Annotated in this window: 14 protein-coding genes; 5 read left to right on the top strand and 9 right to left on the bottom strand. The window is 55.8% G+C overall.

Going from position 1 to position 24,996, the window contains the following annotated elements; translation table 11 throughout:
- Positions 1 to 17: 17 nt before the first annotated feature.
- Entirely contained in the window at positions 18 to 566 is a 549-nt protein-coding gene (locus tag FGU71_RS08785) for a hypothetical protein (RefSeq protein ID WP_142788213.1), read from the top strand.
- Here the strand turns inward: FGU71_RS08785 and FGU71_RS08790 are convergent.
- From FGU71_RS08790 to FGU71_RS08815, 6 genes are all read right to left on the bottom strand, one after another.
- The gene (locus FGU71_RS08790) at positions 557 to 2,725 is read right to left on the bottom strand and encodes a CHASE2 domain-containing protein (protein ID WP_142788214.1); all 2,169 of its coding nucleotides are present in this window, start codon (positions 2,723 to 2,725) and stop codon (positions 557 to 559) included. The genes FGU71_RS08785 and FGU71_RS08790 overlap by 10 nt on opposite strands.
- A 27-nt stretch (positions 2,726 to 2,752) precedes the next feature.
- On the bottom strand, positions 2,753 to 4,063 hold the full coding sequence (locus FGU71_RS08795; protein ID WP_142788215.1) for a FecR domain-containing protein: 1,311 nt from the start codon (positions 4,061 to 4,063) through the stop codon (positions 2,753 to 2,755).
- Positions 4,064 to 4,201: 138 nt separating this feature from the next.
- Entirely contained in the window at positions 4,202 to 8,500 is a 4,299-nt protein-coding gene (locus tag FGU71_RS08800) for a TonB-dependent receptor (RefSeq protein WP_142788216.1), read from the bottom strand.
- On the bottom strand, positions 8,500 to 10,665 hold the full coding sequence (locus tag FGU71_RS08805) for an SdrD B-like domain-containing protein (protein ID WP_185960247.1): 2,166 nt from the start codon (positions 10,663 to 10,665) through the stop codon (positions 8,500 to 8,502). Before FGU71_RS08805 ends, FGU71_RS08800 begins: the two co-directional genes overlap by 1 nt.
- A gap of 80 nt (positions 10,666 to 10,745) precedes the next feature.
- Complete coding sequence (locus FGU71_RS08810) at positions 10,746 to 13,124, bottom strand: beta strand repeat-containing protein (RefSeq protein ID WP_142788218.1); 2,379 nt, start codon at positions 13,122 to 13,124, stop codon at positions 10,746 to 10,748.
- Between the two features lies 1 nt (position 13,125).
- On the bottom strand, positions 13,126 to 14,361 hold the full coding sequence (locus FGU71_RS08815; protein WP_185960248.1) for a DUF11 domain-containing protein: 1,236 nt from the start codon (positions 14,359 to 14,361) through the stop codon (positions 13,126 to 13,128).
- Positions 14,362 to 14,477: 116 nt separating this feature from the next.
- Between FGU71_RS08815 and FGU71_RS08820 the strand changes: the two genes are divergently transcribed.
- The 3 genes from FGU71_RS08820 to FGU71_RS08830 all read left to right on the top strand — a co-directional run bounded on the left by FGU71_RS08820 (position 14,478) and on the right by FGU71_RS08830 (position 18,085).
- The gene (locus FGU71_RS08820; protein ID WP_142788220.1) at positions 14,478 to 15,068 is read left to right on the top strand and encodes a hypothetical protein; all 591 of its coding nucleotides are present in this window, start codon (positions 14,478 to 14,480) and stop codon (positions 15,066 to 15,068) included.
- Positions 15,069 to 15,270: 202 nt separating this feature from the next.
- A complete protein-coding gene (locus tag FGU71_RS08825; protein ID WP_142788221.1) occupies positions 15,271 to 17,370 on the top strand; it encodes an adenylate/guanylate cyclase domain-containing protein in 2,100 nt (699 codons plus the stop codon).
- Positions 17,357 to 18,085 (top strand): hypothetical protein, encoded by a 729-nt coding sequence (locus tag FGU71_RS08830; RefSeq protein WP_142788222.1) that lies wholly within the window; start codon positions 17,357 to 17,359, stop codon positions 18,083 to 18,085. Before FGU71_RS08825 ends, FGU71_RS08830 begins: the two co-directional genes overlap by 14 nt.
- A 44-nt stretch (positions 18,086 to 18,129) precedes the next feature.
- On the opposite strand, the gene FGU71_RS08835 is transcribed toward FGU71_RS08830, so the two are convergent.
- The 3 genes from FGU71_RS08835 to FGU71_RS08845 all read right to left on the bottom strand — a co-directional run bounded on the left by FGU71_RS08835 (position 18,130) and on the right by FGU71_RS08845 (position 23,015).
- The gene (locus FGU71_RS08835) at positions 18,130 to 18,528 is read right to left on the bottom strand and encodes a lasso peptide biosynthesis B2 protein (protein WP_185960249.1); all 399 of its coding nucleotides are present in this window, start codon (positions 18,526 to 18,528) and stop codon (positions 18,130 to 18,132) included.
- A gap of 76 nt (positions 18,529 to 18,604) precedes the next feature.
- Positions 18,605 to 20,935, bottom strand: a complete 2,331-nt coding sequence (locus FGU71_RS08840; RefSeq protein WP_185960250.1) for an EAL domain-containing protein — start codon at positions 20,933 to 20,935, stop codon at positions 18,605 to 18,607.
- Between the two features lie 121 nt (positions 20,936 to 21,056).
- Positions 21,057 to 23,015 (bottom strand): FecR domain-containing protein, encoded by a 1,959-nt coding sequence (locus FGU71_RS08845; protein WP_142788225.1) that lies wholly within the window; start codon positions 23,013 to 23,015, stop codon positions 21,057 to 21,059.
- A 163-nt stretch (positions 23,016 to 23,178) separates the two neighbouring features.
- Between FGU71_RS08845 and FGU71_RS08850 the strand changes: the two genes are divergently transcribed.
- The gene (locus tag FGU71_RS08850) at positions 23,179 to 24,774 is read left to right on the top strand and encodes a ShlB/FhaC/HecB family hemolysin secretion/activation protein (RefSeq protein WP_142788226.1); all 1,596 of its coding nucleotides are present in this window, start codon (positions 23,179 to 23,181) and stop codon (positions 24,772 to 24,774) included.
- The last annotated feature ends 222 nt before the right edge of the window (positions 24,775 to 24,996 follow it).

Here is a 24,996-nt window from a genome sequence, read left to right on the forward strand (position 1 = left end):
TCAGGTCCCCGGTCACGATGACTGCAAATTTCATTAGTTTCACTGCCAAGCTCGCAGCTGCCTCTCTGGCGGTTTGCGGGCTTTCGGCATGTGCAATAGAGCAAGCCCCCACTTTAACGCAGCGGCCAGCGATGCCGATTGCGATCACCACCGTCGATCTAGCGCAAGATGAAGACCTTGTAGGCCTTCGAAGTGCCTTTGCCAGATCGCTTTCGCTGGCTTTGGCAGCGGAAAAGGTTGCACCGAGTGCGGACAGCGATTGGATCGCGGATTTTGCTGTATCGTCTCATCCGGCCGAGGTTTCGATTACGCCGATAGGTGATGGCGCAGAGGGCCAAGGTCCAGACGCCTCACACGGCGTCAAATCGAAATGGTATCACAAATGCAAACCGGAGCGGGTTCGCGCCAGCCTTGCGGTGTTTGAAAGACAAGCCAATCGTCTGGTCGCAAAATCAGAAGGGCACTTCATTGCGTGTCCCGGAGATCGCGCCCGTTTGAATGATCTGGCCACGCTGCTTGTAAGCTCTGTCAAAGACAAGACCGCCGCAGGACAAGTTCAGGAATAAGGGATCGAGACTTTGAACTCGGTGCCTTTACCCGCGCTCGTTTCAATCGTAATTTTGCCGCGATGCTTGTCCACCACCTGCTTTACATAGGCTAAGCCCAATCCTGCACTGGGGCCGGCGCTGTCGCTTTTGGCGCCGAAGCGGGCAAAAGGATCCTTGACCCTTTCCGGTGGTAGTCCCGGCCCAAAATCGCGGACCCCGATCACGAAATGATCGTCGTTAGAGACATCGACCGAAAGGATGACTTCGGCGTTTTCGGGAGAAAACTTGATCGCGTTTCCGACCAGATTGTCGAGCGTCCGCGCGATTGCTGCGGGATCAAGTTTCACAAAGATCGGATCTTCGCTCTCCCGCGTAACAACCGAAATCGCCTTGCGATGCGCCAGCGGGAATGCCCGATCAGCGGTTTCGAACAGGATCGAATTGAGTTCGACTTCCTCCCGGACGATGCCTTCGGTCGAAATACGCGCAATCTGGACGAAATCATCGGTGAGTTTGAGAGTGCGCCTTGCCTGGCTCTCGATCCTTTTCAGACGCTCCTGTTTCGCCAACGTGTCGCCTGAATTACCGGTCAGCCCGATGATGGCGACCTGAGGTGATCGCATGTCGTGGGAAAGAAACTCCAATGTCTCGCGCCGCTGTCTTTCATCCGCCTTAATACCAGTGATATCGCGCATCACGATCACTTCGCTGCCAACCGAAGGATCGATTGAGGCTTTGGCCAGCAGGAAACAGGACCCATCTTCGAATTCGAGTTCCTGACGCTCTTCATCGTATGTGAGCGTTGAGGTCATCAAAAGTTCGGTGAAGGTCCACGCCTCCTCCACGCAATTTGCACCAAACAGTCTCTTTGCCGCTGTGTTGGCCAGTGAAATCGAACCGGTTGCATCAAAAACCAGCATTGCATCAGGTGAAGCGTTGATCACATCCTGCACCAATTGCAGGTTACGGCGAACTTCGCCGCTTAACATTTTCACTCGTGAAACCTGACGGGCAACGACATCAAACCCTTCGCCTGCGCGCCGCTCGGGATCATCTGTTGCGGAACGCAGCGATGATGCTTCGGCTTCTAGAAACCGGCTGACTGTTGCCAATCGTCGCCAAGCCCACAATGGATATGCCAGGGTGATGGCCAGTATCGCAGGTCCGGTTGAAACCCAGACATGGCCGATCCGCAAGGTCGCAAAGGTCGTGAACAAAAGCGCAGCGATAAGTCCGCCTGCAATAATCAGGCTGAACCGCGGCGATGAGCGCCAAAACACGATAAACAGAATGAGAATTGCGAGCGCTTGCAGTGCCAATATCCCGCGCTGTGATGCTGATGTGATGAGTTGATCTTGCTTCATTGCGCTCAGCAGGTTGGCCTGGATTTCGACACCGCTCATCAGACCACCGGCATATCCGGGGACGGAATATTGATCGCCCAGGCCTTGTCCCGTTGCACCGATCAGGACGATCTTATCCGCGAAGAAATCGGGAATGAATTCGTTGTTGAAAACGTTGGCTGCCGGTTCGGTGCGAAACGCGCCGCTTTGATGATATGGCACGATCGCCTCGGCCGGTAGTGATGACAAATCGCCGCTTTCTTCTGTCAGCGCCATCAACGCTTTGGTGAAGTGCGGATAATCGACCGAGTTTTCTGTAGTCGACAGGCCGAAACTGCGCACAGTTCCATCGCTTTGTGGCGTTACGCTGACATGGCCGACACCCGCTGCAACTTCATTGACGGGCGCGATGGGGAAGACCGGAATTGTTGCAGGTTCAGCTGGCGATCCGTCACCAAATGTATGAGCCAACACAACATTACCCGCATTGGCGACCGCTTCTGCAAGCTTGGCATCGGCCTTCGGGTCGCTGGGCTCAATATACAGAATATCGACGCCAATCGCTTTCGGCTTGGCTGCCGATAGGTTCGCGATCAATTGGGCGTGGATATCGCGGCCCCACGGCCAGCTGCCAAGCATGGCCAGACTGCGATCATCGATTTCAATAAGAACAATCGAAGGGTCGGGTTCGTCAGCCATTCCTTGCGCTGCAAAGTCCAATATCTGCAGATCAAGACGCTCTGTCCATTCGCCGCGCTGGGCAAACACCATCAGGCCCATCGCAGCGACCAGAAGCAGCGCCCATTCCGCGAACAGACGCGAAGTTCTCGTCAATTTTGAACCCACCAATTCAACTCTGCTTTAATCGGAAACCGTAAATTCCTGAGCTGGCGCCCACACTTTGATGGTCTCACCTTCGTCAATCTGGAATGTCGCAACGCGCCACTTATACGAGCCGGGTTCGAGGTTGCTGACGTAAAATCCGTTTGTCTCTAGCCCCACTTCATCGACCAACAGAACATCTGGCGCCTTTGTATCCCACAGTTGAAAGGCGCCGAAGGAGTTCCCCTCTCCTTCGGGCAGCCAGACGAACTTGAACGCATCGGCAAAAGGAGACGGTTCCACACCGCCCGTCACACCAAGCCGTTTGCGGCGGAAATTGTAGCTGTTCGAAAATCCTTCTAGACCGCTCTCGGCAATCCCACGGCTGCGCACAAACAGTCGTCCATCGTCCAGATCATCGAAAGTGATATCGCCATCCTCGGACACGTCCTCGGCGATGATTTCCAGGAAGCCAGCATCGCGGGCGATTTGGGTCCGATAGGCTTTAGCGGCCTCCAAAGGCTTGGCTTGAAACTGCACGATCGCATCGGTCCTGATGCTGGTCGGGTCCACCAATTCTGGCGCATTCAAAAGCGTTTCAGGGGTCCCAAGTCCATTAGCAGACGTCGCAACACCCAATCCCGCCGGTGTCGCGACTTCGCGTGTTCCGCTCGCCACGAGCACTTCACCTTCGGTGACCTCGGTTAAAGAGCGCTCTAGTCCCTCGTCAAAGGCAACCCGAAATTCGGTGCCGCGAACGGCGGTGACCGCGCGCGGCGTTCCCACGCGGTACCGTTCCTCGCCTTTAAGCGTCGGCGCTTTCACTTCGCTGCGACCGCGCAGCACGCGTACGTCAAAATCGATCGCATCATTGATCAGATAGCGCTTCGCTCCGCTCAAACGCACGGAAGAATTCGATGGTATGGAAATGCGCGAATTGCCGGTCCCGACAAGCGAGATGAAGCCTTTTCTGCCGGTGCTGATTACAGCGCCCTGAGCAACAATGTCGCCGATTTCTGGCTGGGCTGCCTGTCCCTGACGAGAAATCGTGACGGGTCCGGAGAATGCCTGAACGCGCAGCGGCTCTGATTTATAGCGCAGCACGTCGCGCGGAACGGTAAGCGATTTACCGATCTGCAACCGGCGCGGATTGCGGATATTGTTCAATGTCATCACTGTTTTGATCGCGCGGGCATTGACGAAGTAATCACGCGCAAGCTCAACCAGCGTGTCGCCTCGTTGAATCCGGTATTCGACCGTACCATTGCTCTCGGCAAAGGCTGGTGCCTGCATGCCGAACAAGACAGTCGCTGTCAGCAATGCGCCTTTAGTCCAGTTGATCGACATCATTACCCCTTTTCGAATACCAAAACCGCGTGGACCGAGCTTAGGGCATGACGCGCCGCGCTCCAAGCGGAGCGCGGCGATCACACATGTTTTTACATGGCTGTGTTCATGCCGCGGGGCAGCGCGCGCCGCAGCTTTCGATTAGAAACGGCCCAGGATGTTCAAGAAGGGTCCGTGGCTCGAATAGCTTTGATCGGTGAGATCGTCCGAGAAATCCGACCATGAATATCCCAAGCCGATCTTCACATTGTCGCCGATATGGCGATAGGCTCCGGCCAAAGCTCCCAAACGCAGATCGTCCGCCTGAGTAACCCACAATGCGCGGCCTTCGACAAGCAAGTCCCATTGTTTCAGGACGTTGTAATCCGCCCGGAGCACCGCGAGATGGGCATCAGAGCTGACAAATTCTTCCGAATTGCGGCCCAGTGATACTTTGCCTCCGCGATAGCCATAGCGTGTGCCAAGAGTGAGCTTTTCCGAAAGGTCGAAATTGAAATCGGCACTAAAGATCGTGCTGACCTGTTTCGGGCTTTCCGTTTGGCCGGATCCGGTGAACTGGCCCACTGGGCCCAGATCTTCGAAATATTGCAGACGGATCAAACCGTTCACGCGTTCATTTTCAACGGGGCGGAATGCAAAGCCTGCAATCGCCTCGGTAAATTCGGCTGCGCGAATGCTGGTGCCCTCGGTATCGGCGCGCGCCAGATTAAGCTGGCTGACAAAGCGCCAATCGGGATTGACTGCATAGCTGAGGTTGGAGCGGATCAGCCAAACGGTTTGGTCACCGGTTCCATTGCCTTCATCGCGGATTTCAACCGCCGCACCGGCGCGCACGGCATCGGTCGTGTATCCCACCGAAACGGAGCCTGCGGTGCGTTCGAACGGGCCGGTTGACGGATCATCGACACGGCCATTTTCAAACGTCCCGGATACGCTGACCTGCTCGCTAGGAGTAAAAGTCAGCCCGAAACTGCGAGCCAGTGTCGAAGCGTCGCCGCCGATCCCAATGCGGTTTTCACCGAACACGGATAGACTGTCGGTAAAACGCTGCCGCGACCCAACGACCAAAGCGCCGCCTTGATTGTCGGTAAACAGATTTTCCGGTTCCAGCCCGGTATCGGTTCGGTCTGCAAGAAGACGATAACCGACATAACTTTCCGCGCCTTCGCCCATGCGGTGATTAAGCATGACATCGGCGCCAAAACCGCCATCGCCGCCTGACAGTTCGCCTTTAAATGACAAACGATCAGTGATCTGGGCTGTCGCACCGGCACCAATACGGTTGTTGCTGGCACGGGTATCGTCACGCGATAGGCTGGCCTGGCCAAAGCCATGCAATGTCCAGCTGCTGCCTGCAGGCTGGAATTCCAGCTCTACGCCTGCATCGGTGCGTTCGCCGTTCTGGCTTGAATTGAAAAGTGTCGCAGGGGCGAGGTCTTCGTGACGCACCCCGGCAGAGGCTTTCAAAGTTCCGCCCGAAAGCGTGAAGCCTTTGGAAACGTCCACTTCGCCGGTCCGGTTGGTGCCGCGATTTTCAATTGCGACTTGATCGAAAGACGCTGCGATCGCACCGTTCTTGCCCAACGGCAATTCGATTGCAGCGCCCCAACGCTCGGTATCCTCGATAGTGAGGCGACCCGCGCTCGAAAATCCGCGATCCAGCTGTTCATAGAACGCGCTGACTTTGCCCAGATCGCCCTGTTTGTTGGCAAGCTCTGCAAAATTGATCGCACCCTCTGCCCGCCAGGCATAGGCTTCATCAGCCACAATTGGCGCGGCGAAATCATTGAAAGACAAACCGCCATCGATCGAATTTGACTGCGCAAAGCCTGCGCCATCGGTCTGAGCCAGCTCGGCCTTTACATAAGTGCCAGCGGTGATGCGAACAATCGCATCCGCGCCCAGCAATGTCTGATCGACATCGGCGGTGGAATCTTTCTGCGCGGTTACACCCAGTCGCAGGGTATCGCCGATCCAGACTGTACCGCGGCCCCCGACTGTGTAACCATCAATATCCCCGACAGCTGGCGTGTATTCGTAACGCACGACCAGAACCGGGACATTTCCGGCCAAACTGCCTTCGCGAATTGTGCGTCCGGTGCTGACTGTGGTCGGCAGTGGACGCAGCAGTGTCAGACGGCCATTGAAGGGATCAAAGTCATAATCTTCGCGCGGGTGGAGCTCGCGGGTCTCCAAGACCAGCCCTGTCTCCCGGTCGCGGATCTCGACCCGGACGCGTTCTGAACCGATCGATACATCCTGACGCTCAAGGAAATACAGCGAACCACCTGTTCCGCGGAATTCTTCACGTGCAGGGACAGTGCCCGGATCGGATGCAAAGGCGATAACTTGTGCATCGCGTTCGCCAAAATCGGTGGTTCCTGCGCTGTTGATGTCAACAAGTGCACCGAACAATCCGCGATCCAGCTGAGCCAGCTCGGTGCTGGTTACCTCTGCAATGAAATTACCGATTACAGCCTGACTTGTGCCGTTATCTGCGCGCAAATAGAACCGGCCCTGCGTTGGCGCATCCTCGACCAATGTCGAATCATCGCCATATGTGGGATAATACTGTTCCGAGTTTAGGCGGCGAAGCAGCTGACGCGGATCTTTCCGGTCGAGATTGGAAAACAGATCTTCCAGTGGTGCTTCGCCCGTGTCCAGAGCGGTGGTCAGTTTCCAGTCACCGCCGATCGGACCTTTGGCATAGAATGCCGTCCGGCCAATTGCATAATCGCCATCTGCCAGAGTGCTACCGCTTACGATTTCGGCAGGGCCGCTGGAGAATGATCGCCCGATTGTGACCTCGCCCTGAGCCACCACGAACCAGCGTTCGCGTTCAAAGTTCAGATCACGCACGGCGGCAAAACGGATTTCTTCGCCTTTGCCAATCATGATCGAAATGTCTTTGGTGTCATCAGGCACAATCTGTTCGCTAACAAATTTTCCTTCAGCATCGACTGGCACAAATTGGCCGCCGACCCGGACGATTTCGGCATCTGGATCCGCTCGGCCCGTGACAGTCACGGTGGCGACGCGGCGCATCTTGATGGTGCGGATGACCGCTTCATCATGCTGTCCAAAATTTGGACGGCTAGGGCTGGTCTGATCGTCTTTCAGTTCATCTAGAGCGACCAGTTCTTGAGGCGCGGTTTCATCAAAGCGACCGTCGGCATCATAGGCACGCAAAACATATACCAATTGGTCTGGCATCTCTGCGCCGACCGACCAGCGTGCAAAGCCGCTATCATCCAGATCAAGCGCCGCAAGCGGTACAGATGTCATCGAGACACCAGCTTCAAAAATGCGCACTTCCTGACGCGCAATCAACGCAGGGTAATTGTTGTAACCGATGAAGGTCACCTGATCGCCGCGCGCCACAAGACGTTCGGATTCGACCATTCCGATTGCCAGAACCGGTTCCAGCTTGCGCTCATCGCTGCGGACTTCGATCTGGTAGTTCTCTGTCCCGTTTGTGGTGTCGGGATTGATGCCGCGCTCTTCAAGCTGCGGGGTATCCTCGGCCTGATCCGGGTCCAGCACAGTAATGTTCAGCCCGTTTCCGGGTTGACCAGAAATTGCCTGCTGTGCCTGTTTGGTTGCATGCACAACTGTGTTGGTTCCGCAGACTTTTTCGGCGGTCACGGGAATTTGGACGCAAGCGGCAGGGATTAACTGTGCCGATGAAAAATCACCTGATGTTGCATCATGCGCTACCAGTTGACCAGCGATCCGCACACGTTCCACGCCGCGGCCCGCCAGGCCCGAAATGACAGCGCTTTGCGCTTTATCAAGCGGGATAGAACGCGTGGCCGCGCTATCTACGATCCCGAAATCAGGGCGCGCATTGCCTTGTGGTTGCATGACGCGACCGGCAGGGACGACATCAAGATATTGAACCTGCGTTTCGTCAAAGTTTCCGTCAGCATCATAGACGCGGTAAACCGCTTTCATGCGCTCTTCGGCATAATTGGTTGGCGTCCAAATCATCACGCCATCTTTGTTCGCGGGAATGATCGCGTGTGGCGGCGTTGATACATCCTGATCGGCGGAATACAGACGCAGCTCTGACTTCACGGCAAAGGCAGGATAGTTTGTGAAGCCTAGAAAGCGTGCAGCTGTGCCGCGTTGAACGGTGCTGTCAAAATCGACGAGGCCGAAAGACAGAACCGGTGCGATTGTATTGTGAACAGGCGCAAATGATGCGCTGCTGATGGCGGCTGCCGGCGCGGCAGGAGCGTGATTTGTCGAAGCCGCGCTGCTTGGCGCGAGCGCCCTTGCAGCCAGACTTCCAAAATCGGCAGATACAGTCGCACCCGAAGCGAAAGCCGGGGTGGCGAGAGCTGCACAAACCAGACCTGAGGCACCCAGCATCAAGCGAGTGCTTGATTTCAGGCTAGATTGCGACAGACGCGGGGTGGGGGAGAATAGGTGTTTCATTATTGGGCTCCCGCTTCAGATTGCGCGACGGCGTGCACCTGAATGACCGGCGATGCCTCGCTGTCTCCGTTCGCGAAAGCTGCCTCGATGGCAGTTTTGATGGCCGTAATTCTGGACGTGATTTGATCACGCGTTTCTGTTCCGTCGATCAGATAGATCGCGCGGATAATCGTTGATCCATCGCGCTCTGCCGCGAAGCTTTGCAGTTTGAGCAGATGTTCAGGCAGGATTTCACCGGAGCGGCCAAAGGCGCGTGCGTCAAATTGCATGCTCGCCTGAAGCGCCAGAGCGACACCGAAATTCAGTTCGCCCATCTTGCCTCGTGTGAGCCTGATCGACCGGGGGTTGTCAGTCGTCATGGCCCAGCCTTCAGGCAAAGTGGCTTCGTCCAGTTTGAGGACATAGTTTGAGCCGATGCGCGCGTCGGGGACAGCGGCACAGGCAATGTGATAACGACCGAATTCATCTGTGGTGATGAGCTCGCCTTTGACCGTGGCCAGACGGACAGACGGCATGCCGCGTTCGCCTTCGTCCTGATAGCCGTTGCCGTTGGCATCAACGTAAACTTGGCCGATCAATTCCGAACAATCGAAAATCGTGCTTGGGGTGATGGAAACAGTCGCGGTTCCGCGATTGGAAACCGGTTCTCCAAGATTATTTTCCGCAAGGCCGGTGTTCACCGCCTGGCCTTCGGTAACACCCGCACCGACGATCAGCGTCAGATTATATCGCACCGTGCTGTTGGCAGGGATAATCTGATCGCGCCAAACAAGTTCGCGGCTGCCATTGGTCTGTTCCGGATCAGCCGGAACGCCGTTAACGCTCGCTGTGCCCAGTACATAAGTCATGCCTGCCGGAAGAACATCGATGACATCGATATCATCGCGGCGGAACGATTCTTCGTTGCGGACCGTGATTTCGTACGAAACGAGATCGCCGGTGCTGGCATTGCGTTTGGTAGAGGTCTTGGTGACGATCAGATCGCCGCGCGACAGGAATGGATCAAGCGGAATGTGGTTGTTGATCACATCGGGATCGCCCGTCCCAAGCAGGAACGACAGGTAATAGGTCGGATCCGCCGATGTCGGCGCGGTCGATACATTATCGACGCGAAGGGGTTCGCCCTGGCCGGTTGGATCAAGAGAGCCGGTTTGCGGCGCGATAATGGTCGAGATGAAGCTGTATCCGGCTGGCGGCGCAACTTCGATGACATATTGTGTTTCACCAAGAGGGCATGCCGCAGCCGCGCCAGGCACGATGTCAAAGCGATAATCGCCCGAAGCATCTGTCACCTGATTCTGCTGCGAGGCGTCTATGAAGCAATCAACAGGAAGCGGATTTCCGCTGCTGTCGACCAAAGTCAGCTCGGCACCGGATACCGGCGCGCGGGTTACCGCATCATAGACCACGCCCGAAGGATCGATCGGCAAATTCTGGTCAGGCAGTGTGCTCGCATCGTTGAGCTGAACACCTGAAATCCGCTCATAGACAACGCCCGTTGTCGGATTACGGAAGGTGATCACATAAGAGGTGCCTGCGGCGAGGCCCGGAATTTCGTAGAAACCGTTGGCATCGGTGACCACTGTCGCAACAGCAGTACCGTTATCCCACACCTCGACGATCCAACCGCCAAGCCGAACTTCACCGTCGCCAAGAACACGATCGCTGTCCGCATCGAGATATACTGTACCGGAGACAGCAGCAGGAGGCGCAACGATATTGATCGAGACAGAAGCGGTTTCGCAATTGTCAGGCACGTCGATCTGGCAGATCACATAGTCAAAACCGTAATCGCCCGCAGGCGTATCCGGCGCTACATCGACCAGACCCGTTGCAGGATCGAAAGAGATTCCCGGCGGCAAAGTGCTGCCATCGGCAAGCGAAACGACCGAATTTGTAGGGTCGGCAGGAAGGCCGCCAATTGTATCGCCATCGAAAACATTCACCACACCGGGGGTGCCAGCGGTGCCATTAACGTCCACCGCGACATCATTCGACGGTGCGATAGAAAGCAAAAGCGTATCGCTGTCTTGGACCGTGTTATCAGCCGTATTGACTTCGATAACGTCATCAGGCGCGCTGATTGACGCGGTGTTGGTCACGACAGCGGCCATGACCAGACCCGGCGTTGCGATCGCAAGGAACGGGAGGATGCTTGTCAGCATCCCCCGAAGCGGATTGCCAGGCAAACCTGTGTTATGTTGTGAGGTATACATTGGCAATCCGCCCGTTCACTTTCTTTGAATCAATCGACCGAGCAGGTGTAGGTGATGGTGGCAGAGCCGCCCGAGATCAGCGTACCCAGCGTGATGCCAGGACCGGTAAGGTCGCCAATCGTGAAGGACCCGCTTGGTGCGCCATCGCCGGTGAAGGTGACCGGGTTGCCAACTGGGCAAGACAGACCTGCACCTGGAACATCGCGGAGAACCGGACCAACCGCAGCATCTGGACCAGCGTTACTGACCACCAGTGTGTAGGTGATCGATTGCCCCGACGTCACATTGTCGACACCGTTCGATTTGGTGATCGAAAGATCAACCGACGGTGCAACAACAACTGTCGCAGTCTCGGTTGCGCAATTGGTTGGATTGAGCGGGTCACAGATCTGGTATTCGATCTCATATGTGCCGGCAGGGGTGCTGGCTGGCAATGTGATCAGACCTGTTGATGGATCAAGAGTTGGAACCGGACCGCCGTTGATCGGGGTTGCCGGTGTCAACACAGTAAGATCGACATTACCCGGTGTGGCAGGTGCGCCGCCGATTGTATCGCCATCAAGCACGTCGAGCACATCGGCGCCGCCGGTGACCCCGTTCAGGCCCGAAACGCTGTCAGCATCTGCAGTGATGACCGCTGCAATGACTTCGACAGTCGCCACGCCGGTATCACAGTTCGCCGGGTTGATCGGATCACAGATCTGATAGGTGATCGTATATGTGCCTGCAGGCGTACCTGCCGGGATCGATACGAGACCGGTTGCGGTGTTGAGCGTTGGCACCGGACCGCCATTGATCGGCGTTGCGCCGGTTGTGACGGAAAGTGTGACGTCGCCGGCATTGAACGGTGCACCGTTGAATGTGTCACCGTCGAGCACATCGAGTGCATCCGCTGCACCCGCTGCGCCGTCAACGCCAGTAAGGCTGTCATCGTCGGCAAAGATTGCCGGAGCCTCGACTGTGACCGAAGCCAGCGCGTTGTCACACACGGTCGGGTTGATCGGGTCACAAATCTGATACGAAATCTCGTAGACACCGGCCGGTGTGTTCGGATCGACCGATACAAGACCGGTGGTGGTGTTGAGTGTTGGCACAGGGCCGCCATTGATCGGAGTTGCTCCGGTCAGGACGCTGATATTGACGTCGGCAGCGGTAATCGGATTTCCATCCAAAGTATCGCCGTCGATTACGTCGAGAACATCATTGCCGCCAGTCACGCTGCTAATGCCGGTTACGCTATCGGCATCCGCCACAATTGTTGGGGCGGCAACAGTCACGCTGATGGTTGCCTCGTCACAATTGCCCGCGTTCAGATCTTCGCAGACCTCGTATGTGATTGTGTATGTGCCAGCAGGCGTGCCCGCCGGAACCGATACAAAGCCGGTGCTAGGATCGAGCGCTGGAACCGGACCGCCGTTGATCGGGGCCGCTGGTGTAAGAACAGACAAGGTGACATCGCTAAGCGGAGCCTGATTCCCGCCAAGCGTATCGCCTTCGAGCGCGTTCAGGATATTGGTGCCACCTGCCGTGCCATCGACGCCGGTAATGCTGTCATCATCGGCCACAATGGTCGCTGCGATGACGTTTACGGTTGCGACCGCGTCATCGCAAACGCCCGGGTTTATGGCGTCGCAGATTTGGTATGCGATCGTGTAATCGCCAGCCGGTGTCCCAGCAGGGACGCTGATCAAACCATCGGTAACATCCAGTGTCGGAACCGGACCGCCGTTGATTGCAGTTGCAGGCGTCAGGACAGTCAGGTCGACATTGGTGGTTGTCGCGCCTGCACCGCCGATTGTATCACCGTCGAGCACATCAAGAAGATCGGCGCCGCCTGTCAGACCATTTACAGCAGACACGCTGTCATTGTCCGCTGCAATAACGGGTGCTTCGACAGTCACCGTTACGGTTGCGTCGGTACAATTCGAAGTGCCTGCTTCGCAAATCGTGTAATCAAATGTGTATACACCGGCCGGGGTGTTCGCGGTCACGCCGACATCGCCGGTGGCAGTGTCAAATGTAAGCTGCGAAGGCAGTGAAGAGCCGGAAGCGACCGAGATATCGACATCCGTCGAAACCGGGGTTCCGCCGTTAATCGTGTCGTTTCCGAGGATGTTCACAACACCGGTTGCGCCTCCGCCAAATTGGCCTGTTGCGCTGTCATTGTTGGCAACAAGAGCGGCAAAAACAGTATCGCTATCTGTCGCTGAGTTGTTAGCGGTGTTGGTTTCGATTGCACCGGCAGGAGCTGTGATTGTCGCGGTGTTTTCCGCACTCTGTGCGTAAACAGTCCCCGGGACGGCCAAAGCCACAAAAGGAAGTGCGCTGGTCAGCATACGAGCCATTGGCAGGGTCGGTGCTTTCGTAACCGCGAACTTGTCGGCAGAAATGTTGTTTAAGTTCATCATTTTAGTTCACCTGGCAAGAATAAGAAAGTGTGGTTGATTGACCGGTTGAAAGAGTTTCGAGCGAAATCCCCACACCCGAAATGTCAGCAAAAGTGTAGGATCCGGCAGGAACGCCGCTTCCGGTTAGTGTGATTGGAGTTGCTCCGTCGCACGTGATCCCTGATCCGGGAGTGTCAGACACGACTGCGCCATTGACGGGGTTGGGCCCGTTGTTGGTCACGATAACCGTGTAGGTGGTGTTCGATCCTGCGAGCACTGTGTCGGTCGCCTGATCGATTTCGCCGTTCACGCCCGGCGTATTCGTTTTCGTGATGTCGAGATCGACGTTCCCGGTTACGGTTACCGTTGCGGTGCCTGTTTCGCAGTTCGCGGCAAAACCGACTTCGCAAATCTCGTAATCGAAAGAGTACTCACCGACAGGAGTACCTGCCGCGACGGATACTTCGCCTGTGGCGGCATCGAAAGTGATGCCTTGCTGCAGCGTGGTTCCGCTGACGAGGCTTACATCGGTGTTGATAGGTGCAGCGGCTACGCCGTTCAGTGTATCGCCGTCATAGACGTTGAGAACATTAGTGCCGCCGGTAGTGGATGCGATCGATCCGCTATCATCGACGGTAAGAATGTTACCCTCGGCGGTTGTTATGGTCATTCCGTTCAGATCGAAATTGAACAGCGCATCGCGACCATCCTGAACATCATCATGCAGCATGGTAAAAGTGTTTGTCGGAGCTGCCATTGTGAATGTGGCCGCTTCGTTAACAGGGTTGTCCCCGGCAGCATTGGCAATAAAGGTGCCGACGCCGCCAGCGGCGGTAAGCCTTGCGGCCTGGTTCGCGAACAGCGGCGGTGCAGCGAACGAGTGCACTTCAATCGTGCTTGAAGACCATGTGCCCGGGACAGTCATGGCCACACCGTCACGAGGGCCGGTGCCGTCCATGTCATCAATGTCGTTAATACGGATTTCCTGCACCAGAAAACCTGATGTCACGTATGTAATTCTGATTGCTCTATCACAAGCCGCGACGCTCGAAGTGGCGTAGGATCCAATGGTACCGAGAGCATTAATTGCCGCACATGAGCCATCTCGCGGTTGCATTGTAACCGTGATGGTGCGGCCGTCGGCATCGGCGTACACTGCGGTCCATGTGTCTGGCACCGACTGGGTCGTGAAGGTTGTGGTTTGGGCGGCGGCCTCATCGGCAAAGCAAACAGAAGTAGCGCCAAGAGCCGCAGCCATTGCTGCAGTCTTGCCTACCCTTCCAATACTGTTCCACGAAATGTGGGACATGCGTTGCATTTCAGTCTCCGTTCGTCCTGCTTGATCCTTGATATCCAAGGACCGTGCCAAACCCGTTGATCCGCAGTTTTCTGCGGTTTTTCAGAAATCCTGGAGCACTGGTTTGCAAAACGCCTTTTGACTTTTTGCGTTCTGCGAAAAAATTCGCATTTCCGGTGCCCGACTGGGTTTCAATTTTTCCTGATACAGTGGCGCTGCGGACTGACCGTTTGGTCGGTTTCGAGGACGCCTCTGTAAAAGTACGAGCTCACTTCTTGCGCAAATTGGTTAACGAAAACTTCAAGTCGCCGACTTGTGACGCTATTTTACATGTGGCGGACGCAGGCCGCAGACAAACGATCGGAGGGCGCAAGAACAGATTTGATCATGTCCGGGGCATAGCCCAAGCCATAGCAGGAAAAGGAAAGGCTAATCGGTCTCAAGTGACTGTAATATATGCTGATAATGTTCGTTTGGCTGCTAATCAGGCGGGTTTTCGAGAGGGGTTTTCCGCGCAAACTGGCCGAAAAATTGGCCGCAGGAGGGGGCAATCGGGGGGCACTTTCGGGCTCAAAAGTGTGACCGCAAAATTAACCATGATGCCGGTTTTTACCGTCGATCCAATCGTTACCTTGTCACGAAATGGCGTTGGAATACGGCGGCATTAGCCAGCCAGATGGTCGCTGTGATGCGCAGTTTAGACCTCAAGCTTGAGCGTTCGAGCCAGGCGATGCAGGCTCATTATTGCTGGTCACTTGAGTTCAAGACGAATTCTCGTATCGTCTCTGGCACGCTCCGTTCGTTAAGACAGGAGCGCAGTGGCTTTGCGATTGGCTTGGCGACTTAGATATCTGGGGGGTATCTGCATTTATGTCTGAAACAGCCAAGCAGGCTCCGTGGGGCGTGCGCGTGTTGCACCGTGGATGGCGTAACGTACGCGAAGCCGGCACGATTCAGATCTTGGCGACAATCGTTCTGGTCGCGTTTGCTTTGTTTATTGCCCGGTTCAGCTGGACCTTGCCCGATGGCGAGTTGCCGACCCCTCTGACTAGCGAAGCCGAGCGGGCTCTGTACGATCTGCGCAGTTATTTCGCGGCGGATATTGTAGAGCAGGATGACCGTGTGGTTCTGGTCGTTTTTACCGATCAGACGCTTATCGATGCTCGCAAACGCTCACCTTTGCCGCGCGATCTGCTGGCCGAGGCGTTGCGCAATCTGGACCAAATGAACCCGAAAGCAATCGGGATCGATATTCTCTTTGATCAACCGCAGGATGAAGACCCCGAATTGATCGAGACGCTTCGCGGTATGAATACGCCGGTAGCGGTCGGTTATGCGTCCGTCGCGACGAACGAGGCCGACATTACGTATGAGCAGCAGCTTTATCTTGAAGAGTTTATCGCAGCGCTGGACGGCAGCGATGCAAAACCGGCCAGCATCCGATTGGACAATACATTCGGCGCGACCAGAGTTTGGCCCAGCATCGAGGCGGATCTTCCGCCGCTGTTGGGCCGGGCTATGCTCGAAGATGCTGGCGGGCCAGTTGATCTGTTCAAAGGGTACGAGGGATCAATCGAATATCGCCGCAGCCTTTTTGAAGAGCAATCCGCTGATGAATTGACCAAAAGTGACGAGAATACTTCTCAGCCACTCTTCCAGTCGCTCGACATCGCAGCATTCGTCGACCTGGATCCTGAAGTTATCCCGTTCTTCGCCGAAGCGATTGAGGGCAAATATATCCTGATCGGCGGGGATATTGTCGATTATGACCGGGTCGAGACATCGTTCACATCGGTAACAGGCAATGTCCCTGCGGGGATCGCGGTCCATGCGGAAATGATCTCTCAAATGCTGGATGGGCGGGTGATGCCGCAGATATCTCCGGCTGTGCTTTGGATCATGGCGTGTATTGTGGTGTTAAGCGCGGTTCTCACCGCCTTGCTTGAATGGCCTGCACGCCGTCTTGTCCCGCTGTTGTTGTTAATGGCCGCGCTTTTCGTTGGCATTCCGGTTCTGCTGCATGTTCGCGGTGTCGATACATACGGGCTTCCCGCGGTCGGGTGGCTGGTCGGCTGGATTATCGCCTTTACCGCGGTAACGGCAGCCGCGCGATCCGTAGGCCGCAAGCAGCGAAATTTCGCCACAGGCGCCCTCGGGAAATATATTCCAAAAGACATTGCCCAACAGATTATCGACAAACCCGAGCTGTTATCGCTGGGCGGAGAAAAACGAGAGATCTACGTGATGTTCTCCGATCTGGAAGGCTTTACCAAGATGAGCCATGCGATAGAACCTGAGATGGTTGCAAAACTGCTCAACCGTTATCTTGAAATGCTCAGCCAGGTCGTGCTCGACCATGGCGGTGTCATTGATAAATTTGTCGGCGATGCAGTTGTGGCGTTCTGGGGCGCGCCAATTGCGCGAGACAATGATGGAGAGCGCGCTGCAAAGGCCGGCTATGCGATTTGGCAGGCAGGAGAGGCCTTTCGCCAAGAAGTCGCCGCGATGGACGAAAGCCTTCCGAAAATCGGCAAGACACGTGTCGGTTTGCATTTTGGCGAAGCGGTGATCGGTAATTTCGGCGGAGAAACCCGAATTCAATATACTGCGCTGGGCGACAGTATGAACACCGCCGCCCGGCTGGAGGCCGCCAACAAGGCGCTGCAATCGTCTGTCATGGCAAGCCGCGAATTTGCCGAGCGGTCCGGGCTGGATTGGTGGCGGGCCATGGGCAGTGTGCGCCTGCGCGGAAGAGCCAGACCGGTTGATATATTTGAGCCCGTGCCTGGGTTCCCGTCCGAAGACAGGGAAAAATTGGCGAAATCTTCCAATCTTGCAGCAACCGATCCTGCTATGGCTGTGCAATTGGCAGTGGAGGTGCTCACTGGCCACCCGCAGGATTTGGCGCTATTGAATCTTATCAATCGCTTGGACAATTTGGATGAGGGGGGAACGTATGTTCTCGGCTAAAGTGAAGACACGGATTGCAGGACTGGCTTTGGCCGCTGCAATATTTGCTGCTCCCGCAGCCGCCATGGCAGGCGTAGTGGTGAAATCAACGGGGCCTTCTTCCGCGAAGTATCCAGTCGGCGCGAAAGTTGCCGATACCGCCACCATCACCCTGAAAGCGGGCGACAGCATCACAGTGCTGACTTCACGCGGAACCAAGGTGATGAAAGGCGCGGGCTCTTTTAAAGTCGGTGAACGTCCCAAAGCGACGCGCGCACGTTTTTCTGCACTCACACGCAAACGTGCAGCCAACCGGGTCCGCACAGGAGCCGTCCGTGGCAGCAATGATGCTTCTGTCACGCCAACCAATCCCAACCTCTGGTATGTCGATGTGACGCAGGGCGGAACAATCTGCCTCAACGATTTGGGCGCAGTCCGGTTCTGGCGACCCGACAGCACAGCCATTGCGACATACAAAATCAGCAATGATGACGGATCAGCCGACATCACCTTTGATGCCAAAGACAGCGTTACACCGCTTGATCCGGTGCTGATGTCGATAACGCCCGGTGGCACATATTCGATTTCCAGTCTGGCAGAAGGCGGAACGAGCGCCGAAGTCACCTTTGCATTTATCGAAGGCGACTATGGCCGCGCCGATCAGTTGGCCGAAGCCTTGATCGCTGCCGGTTGCAACACCCAGCTTTCTCAGCTTGCGGATCGACTGGCCGAATAGACCGCTTAACGGCTTGCGTCGCCGCGACCAAAGACCGCGAACTGTTAATATTCGTGCTGGCCGGTCACGACCTGATCGCCAACCTTTAGCCACGCATGAAAGGCCATGCCTGTGCCGGGATCCTTGCGGGAACCGATGAGAATGTTCGATGGAATTCCGCGCCGTTTCAATATCCAGCGGCCTGTTATTGCCTGTGGGAAGCAGACGGCTTCGAATTTTTGTTTGCGCGCCAATCGTTTTATCATTCGGCCGATGTCTGACGCTTGCTTTATCTGTTTGGCGGAAAGGCGTTGCTGATCGCTATGTGATTGACTGTCTATTGGTCCAAGCAAACGCTTCCACCATCGGAATGGGACAAGCTTGATCAAAACGCGCGCGAACATCAGGCCGAGGATAATTTCGGCGCGTAATATCATCGTCTTCAAGGATCGAATTGGGCTCATGATGTTATGAGTGTAGTATTGCGCAGCCATACGCCAACCTGCCAAGGCTTTTTTGATCCGGGCTACTCTGCGCCGGTTATGCTGCGTCGGTTATGTTGCGCTGACCAGAAGCCAGCTTGGTAAATTCGTCCCACAGCATCGGTTTTCCGATATGCCAGCCTTGCGCATAATCGCATCCCATTTCGCGCAAAGCATTCAAGGTTGCCTCATCCTCCACCCCTTCGGCGACGACATCGTATTGGAGGGCTTTGGCGAGCTCAAGCGTCGACTGGACCATAATTCGATCCTTGCGATCCACGATCAGACTGCGGATGAAGCTCTGGTCGAGCTTTAGTTCTTGTGCTGGGAAATCCTGCAAATAGTTGAGCGTTGCCTGCCCCGTTCCGTAATCGTCGATTGATATACGAGCGCCGGCGGCCTGCAATCGCTCGACCGCTTGACGGGCCTTGATCGAGTCAACCAGAGGCGCGCTTTCCGTAATCTCTAGCGTGATCCCGCCTTCAGACGTTTGATCCAGCGTTTCGATGACAGTGGTCGCAAAGTCTAGGAAACTATCGTCACTCAAAAGTTGAGCGGAGATATTCACAGCGACGCTTGGGTAAAAACCGGCCTCACGCGAGGTTTCAAGATCGCCAATCGCCTGCATCAGCACAAAACGCGTTAACTCATCGATCCTGCCTCGTGCTTCAAGGATCGGAATAAATTCAGCTGGCGAAATATGGCCTAGCTTGGTGCTAAACCAACGGACGAGACATTCTGCGCTATCGATTGTGTTGCTTTTGATCCGTAATTTGGGCTGATACACAACCGAAATTGCGCCATCATGCAAAGCATCTGCGAGTTCGCCCAGAATACGTTGACGGAATTGGGCTTTTTCATGCACGTCTTCGGTGTTGGACGACCAGACAAGTCCGCGTTTGCGCGCATCAGCGGATGCAAAAATTGCCCCGTCGATTGAGGATTGGGTGTGCCCAAAATTCGCGTTGATGCGAAAGCGTTCATTGTCGATTTCAATCGGAGCCGTGAACAAGGCGCGAGCTCCAGCGAACAGGCTTTCCGGATCGGTGCTTTCCTGCGCTTCGATTAGCCATCCGAAAAGGCCGCTATCCAATCGGTAAACTGTATTATGCCCGGCAAGCAGGCCAAGTCTGTTAACAATCTGACCATCAAGCGCGGCCAGTCTGTCTTTTTCAACCACCGACATCACATCAATAAAATCTGCCATGCGAGCGACTACGATCACAGCATCGGATTTACGCTTGAGAGCTTTATCCATAGCGGCGCGATTGGCGAGGCCGGACGCGATATCCGTCATTCGCTCCGCTTTCAGATCCGCTGCCGCATTCAGGCTGCGCTCTAATCCGACAAACCCGGAAAGAAACAAGATGGGACCAGCAATGGGAAGATAGATCCAGGATGCCTGATCGAAAGCCATGGCGACTGCGGTCAATGACAGGCCCACCGCAAGAGTAATTCCGATCGGTTTAAACTGAAACCGAGAGGATTTCTTGTTGGCATAGAGCGCTATCGCTAAAATTGGAATCAACACAAGAAGCATTAACGCGGAGGGTACTTCGCCGCGCACACGGTCTTGAAGCAGGGTCTCGGCTGCTTGAGCCTGGATCACGACGCCGGGTTGAACTCCGAACAGCGCGGTCGGATACCGATCGCCAAGCTCGATGGCGGTTGCGCCGAATACAAAGCGTTTACCCGCCACATTACGGCGTGCGACGCGTCTTTCGATCAGATCGACGAAAGATATGCGCGGAATGGTCGAAACGTCGATGGCTTGATCAACGCGGAATGAAACACCGACTTCGCCGCCTTGTTTGGCGAGCATGTTGGGCAGCGATGGCCGCGCCGTTCCATTGGTTGTCACCCCGTTCGGATAAAAGGTGATCTTCCCATCGGCGCTCGGGAAAACATTGACCGAAGCCAGAAAGGTATTTTCCTGCAATTCCGGGATGGGAAGGGCTTCGGAAACCATTTCTCCATCAGCTGTTTGGTTCAACTGGCGGAAAGTCGGCAGAATAACAGGTTGGCCGATATTGTTTATGGCCTGAGCAAGCAGACGATCATCTTGCGGATTGGAGCTGGACGAAAAATCGACATCGAACGCGATTTGTTCGGCGCCAAGACGGTCGAGCTCTTTGATGGCGTCGGCATAATGCCGCCTTGGCCATGGCCATTTTTCCAATTCGAGAAGTGATCGCCCGTCGATTTCAACAATTGCAATCTGCCCGGAAGCAGGCGTCATCCGCAGCTGGTCCCGGCTATCGCGGATCGCATTTTCGACCCCGCTTGCAAAGCCTGAAACGGTGATGATCATGCTGATCACAGCGGCAATCGCAAAAGCGATGCCGCTGATACGCGTGCCGGCTTTCTGATGCTTTGATTGCGTGCCCAAAACCGGCATCCTCCAAGATTTCCGCAAATGGTGTGCGGGTCGAAGGTTGCTTATGCAGTAAAAGTGTTACTGGCTGGTTTGCGCGCTGGCCGAGCTGCGCATCGGCATCATGTTCGTGTGCCTAGAACGGGCGAAGGTTGTCCTGATCAGCGCTGCGAAATTGGTCTTCTCCGGCTCCCATACGGGGTTCGGAGGATCGCTGGAAACTGAGATCGGTTTCACCATTGTCAAATGCGATGTCATCCGTGCCGAGCTCAAAACCGCTTCTGTCGATGCGCCCCGGATCGGTTCTTTTATTACCGGGCGCAGTTTCGTCGATTTGGTCATCTGACCCGTTATCGCGGGTGTTGCTGCCATTGGATGCGTCACCGCCCGTACCATCCGCGTTGCCATTCCGGTCTAAGCCAAGACCCAGATCCGAACCTACATTGATATCGTCGCTTTGAGCGCTGTCAGCGGCATTTACATCGGAGACATCACCATCGGCGGTACCGAGTTCAGCGGCCTCAACATTGCCACCTGCGGAATTGTCATTTGCATTGGCTCCGGCTTCGGGACGGTCGTTACCGCCATTCCCGCCGCTCTGACCATTTCCTGCACAGGTGCTGCCCGTGCAGACTGATCCGTCCGCGATATCTGATTCCGGACCAGTCGGCTTGGCGGTCGGAGGCTCAATGTCCGGCTTATCGCCGCCTGGTCCTTGCGCTTTCGCAGCGGGAGCATCCACCGGTTCAGCTGTATTGTCGCCGAGGCCCAGATCGATGTCCTGATCACGCGCACCGTTGGCGGCGCCAGTTGTCGAAGGATCGCCGCCTTTTTGTCCGGCTGCATCTGCTAGAGGACCGCCTAGATCGGTGCTCGAAGCTGCGCCATTTGCCGTAGACGGTGTGGCTGCGCTGCCTGCCTCTTTACCAGCGGTTTCTGGCGCACCGATTTCTATCGCAACGGCATTGTCGGAAGCGGATGGATCAGAGCGGTTTTCGCCTTTACCATCGATCCCGTCAGGCGCACGATCCTGTTCATCCGCTTGGCCGCGCTCGTTTCCGTCTTCGTTTGATGCATCGCCGCGACCTGAACGATCCTCGATTTCCAGAACGGACTCGATCAGGTCTTGCTCGGCCCCATAGTTCTGTCCCGCGCCGCCGCCAATGCCGCGACCCTCGCTGGGGCCATCGCCGCGTGCTTGGTCGGCCTGTGATGCCGCAGGTCCAACGCCGCTATCATCGACGATGTCATCAGCGATATTGAGGTCAACATTAGGACCGCTATCGCTTCCTATGGCATTTGCGCCGTTATCGCTTTGGTTGCTGCGCACAATGTTCGTGTTTGCCTGGCCTGCAGCGGGCGTATCATTCGTAACAGCAGCAGTGTTCTGGCGCATGGCATTTGCACGCGGTTGACCGCGATTTTCGCTGGCTGCCGGTGTACTTGCGATGTCATTGCTAGCCGCAGCTGAGGGCGGAGCGCTGACGAAATTGGGGGCACCGCGTACAGTCGCGCTGATATTCTCACCTTCGGAGCGGCCCGGAGCGATGACCATCAGACTTTCAAGATCGTCTGCGCCGACCAGACCAACAAGACCGGGCGTTAGCAAGGCTGCTTCCAGATCGTTGTTGGTTGCCACTTCTACCGCGCCTTCGGTGACCTGAACACTCGCCCGCGAAGCGGAAACGGACACGTTGAATGTCGTCCCTTTCACGACGGCGGCCATATAAGGCGTCTTGACGCCAAAATGCGGGGTCGTTTTCTTTTCGATCTTGAAAAGCGCATTCCCGAGATATTGGAAGAATTGAATGACCGGCCCTGCCTCTTGCGGCTCTGCAACTTGCAATTCAGCTCTGGGAGAGACGACTACGAATTCTTCACCGCGCACCAGAACGGCCCGGCCTTTCGCGCCTGTTCGGATGAGATCGCCGGGCTCAAGTTCGCTGTTCTTGGTGGCTGTCAAAACTTGGCCGCCGCGAACGATGCTGACACTTCCGCTTGCCTCGGACACTTTCCAGTCCGGCGTCGATGCGAGCGCGCTCGTGCTGGCTAGAAAAGCCGCAAATGCGATCGTTCGTTTGGCAAGGTTGAACATCAATAATCTCAATACAAACAAAAGGATTTCTACACCCCTGCTTTGGCCTATGCTTGTCTACAAAGCGTGAAAGCCGATCCTTTCGAAGGCGTTAATTCGCGGATTGAGGTAAGGAATTCTTAGGTGTGTTTCGATATCTGGCTCCCCGAACCGGAGGCCTGCAATGATTTCGAAAAAGGTGCTGTTTATGGGGGCGATAGCATGCGCTCCTGCTGCCTCAGCACATGCTCAAAGCATTGAAAACAGTCCAAAAATCGCGTTCCTTGATGTTCTGCGAATTGCCGAGCCTGAGCCGGACAGCCCCGGCGAATCCGGCCCCACGATTAGCGCCGTACTCGTCACCGGAAACGAAGCGATAGACGAGTTAAAATATCAGGCGCGCGTAGAAGCCTTCTTTGGCGAACAGTTAACGGATCAAATTCTCGAACAGCTGTCCGATGAATTGGCCGCATTGGCCAAGGAAGAAGGATTTCCATACGCGCGCACCACGATTGATCGCGGTGCTGCGGCCTATGGTATTGTGCAGGTTCAAGTTGATGAAGGCAGGATCGATGATATCACGATCCAAGGCTTTGATAACGTGATGGCGCGGCGGACGCTTGATCGTCTGATCGGCAAGGCAGCATCGAAACGCGATCTGGAATCGGCGCTGTTGATGGTATCGGACATTCCGTCAGTGATCCTGCGCGGGGCAAAGCTCAGCCGGTCAGACGGCCAAAACACCCTTGTCGTCACCCTTGATGAGCGCGGCGCAGAAGGCCGCATCGGGATCGACAATTATGGCACGGATACGTTCGGGCCGATCCGGGCGAGCGGCTCTGCGCGAATTGCCAATGTGATTTCTTCGGCCGATGAAGTGCGCACTCTGGTTCGGATCAATCCGATCGAACCGGACGAATTGCTATTCGTTTCAGGCTCGTACCAGACGCAGCTTGATGCGCAGGGATTAACGCTGGATGTTTCGGGCGGGTTGGGCAGCACCGATCCCGGCGGTGCATTGGACGGGTCTGGGATCAGCGGGGATACGCGGCGGCTAAGCGCCCGGCTTTCCGCGCCGGTTAAGCGGACCAAGGATGCCAGCGCATGGGTGGAAGGTGAAATTGCCTATATTTCCATCGAACAGAATGATCTCGGCGCGTTGCTGCGCACTGACACCGTTGTCACCGCAGCTATTGGCCTGCGCACGCAAGTTTCGTTTGCAGGAGGTAGCGCGCGAACAGGGGTGTGGCTGGAACGCGGACTGGGTGTCCTGGGCGCGACGCGATTGGGCGATGCTCTGGCATCCCGGTTTGATGGAGACGGGGTCTTTACAAAAGTCCGCTTCAATGCGGACACAAGGGTGTCTTTGGCCAAAAGGTTAAGCGTTTTGTTGGCCGTTGGCGGTCAGATTGCGGACCGTCCCTTGCTCGCAAGCGATGAAATCGGGCTGGGCGGGGCCTATCGAACGCGTGGTTATGATTTTGCAGAGGTGCTGGGTGATGAAGGCATCTATGGACTCGCTGAGATGCGATACACCGTCGATACCGGCGACCTGCCGCTCGACTTTCTGCAATTTTATGCATTCGCGGATGGCGGATATGTCTCTGACATCGCGCGGTCAGGCGGGGAGGGCTCTTTATTCTCTGCCGGACCGGGACTGCGCGCACGCTTGGGAATTGTCGATCTTGAGTTTGAGAGCGCCTTTCCTTTGGGCGGGTCCGGCGCGCGCGATCAAGGCGACGACCCGGAGATTAATATCCGCGCCGGGCTGAACTTCTGATACCTGCTCATTTCCGCTCGCGAAGCCGCGCAAAGGCCGCTTTTGCCCCTTTTGCGAATTCTTGTTGCGTAGTATGCCAACACTTGGGACAAGATGCAGGGTTGCACGATCAGTAAAAGTCGGGCTTAAAAGTCCGAACGTGGCGGTACCTTACAAGCGTTCTGCCTTGCAGGCCTTTAGTCTCTTTGATGAGATAGCGGTCGAAGCCGAATTGATTGGGGT

The sequence above is a fragment of the Erythrobacter insulae genome, assembly GCF_007004095.1.
Taxonomy (GTDB): domain Bacteria; phylum Pseudomonadota; class Alphaproteobacteria; order Sphingomonadales; family Sphingomonadaceae; genus Erythrobacter; species Erythrobacter insulae.

Coding starts and splice junctions, on each gene's coding strand:
- FGU71_RS08850 (WP_142788226.1), top strand. CDS start 23,179: ATGATTTCGAAAAAGGTGCTGTTTATGGGGGCGATAGCATGCGCTCCT.
- FGU71_RS08800 (WP_142788216.1), bottom strand. CDS start 8,500: ATGAAACACCTATTCTCCCCCACCCCGCGTCTGTCGCAATCTAGCCTG.
- FGU71_RS08795 (WP_142788215.1), bottom strand. CDS start 4,063: ATGATGTCGATCAACTGGACTAAAGGCGCATTGCTGACAGCGACTGTC.
- FGU71_RS08810 (WP_142788218.1), bottom strand. CDS start 13,124: ATGATGAACTTAAACAACATTTCTGCCGACAAGTTCGCGGTTACGAAA.
- FGU71_RS08845 (WP_142788225.1), bottom strand. CDS start 23,015: ATGTTCAACCTTGCCAAACGAACGATCGCATTTGCGGCTTTTCTAGCC.
- FGU71_RS08785 (WP_142788213.1), top strand. CDS start 18: ATGACTGCAAATTTCATTAGTTTCACTGCCAAGCTCGCAGCTGCCTCT.
- FGU71_RS08815 (WP_185960248.1), bottom strand. CDS start 14,361: ATGGCTGCGGCTCTTGGCGCTACTTCTGTTTGCTTTGCCGATGAGGCC.
- FGU71_RS08805 (WP_185960247.1), bottom strand. CDS start 10,665: ATGCTGACAAGCATCCTCCCGTTCCTTGCGATCGCAACGCCGGGTCTG.
- FGU71_RS08835 (WP_185960249.1), bottom strand. CDS start 18,528: ATGAGCCCAATTCGATCCTTGAAGACGATGATATTACGCGCCGAAATT.
- FGU71_RS08825 (WP_142788221.1), top strand. CDS start 15,271: ATGTCTGAAACAGCCAAGCAGGCTCCGTGGGGCGTGCGCGTGTTGCAC.
- FGU71_RS08830 (WP_142788222.1), top strand. CDS start 17,357: ATGTTCTCGGCTAAAGTGAAGACACGGATTGCAGGACTGGCTTTGGCC.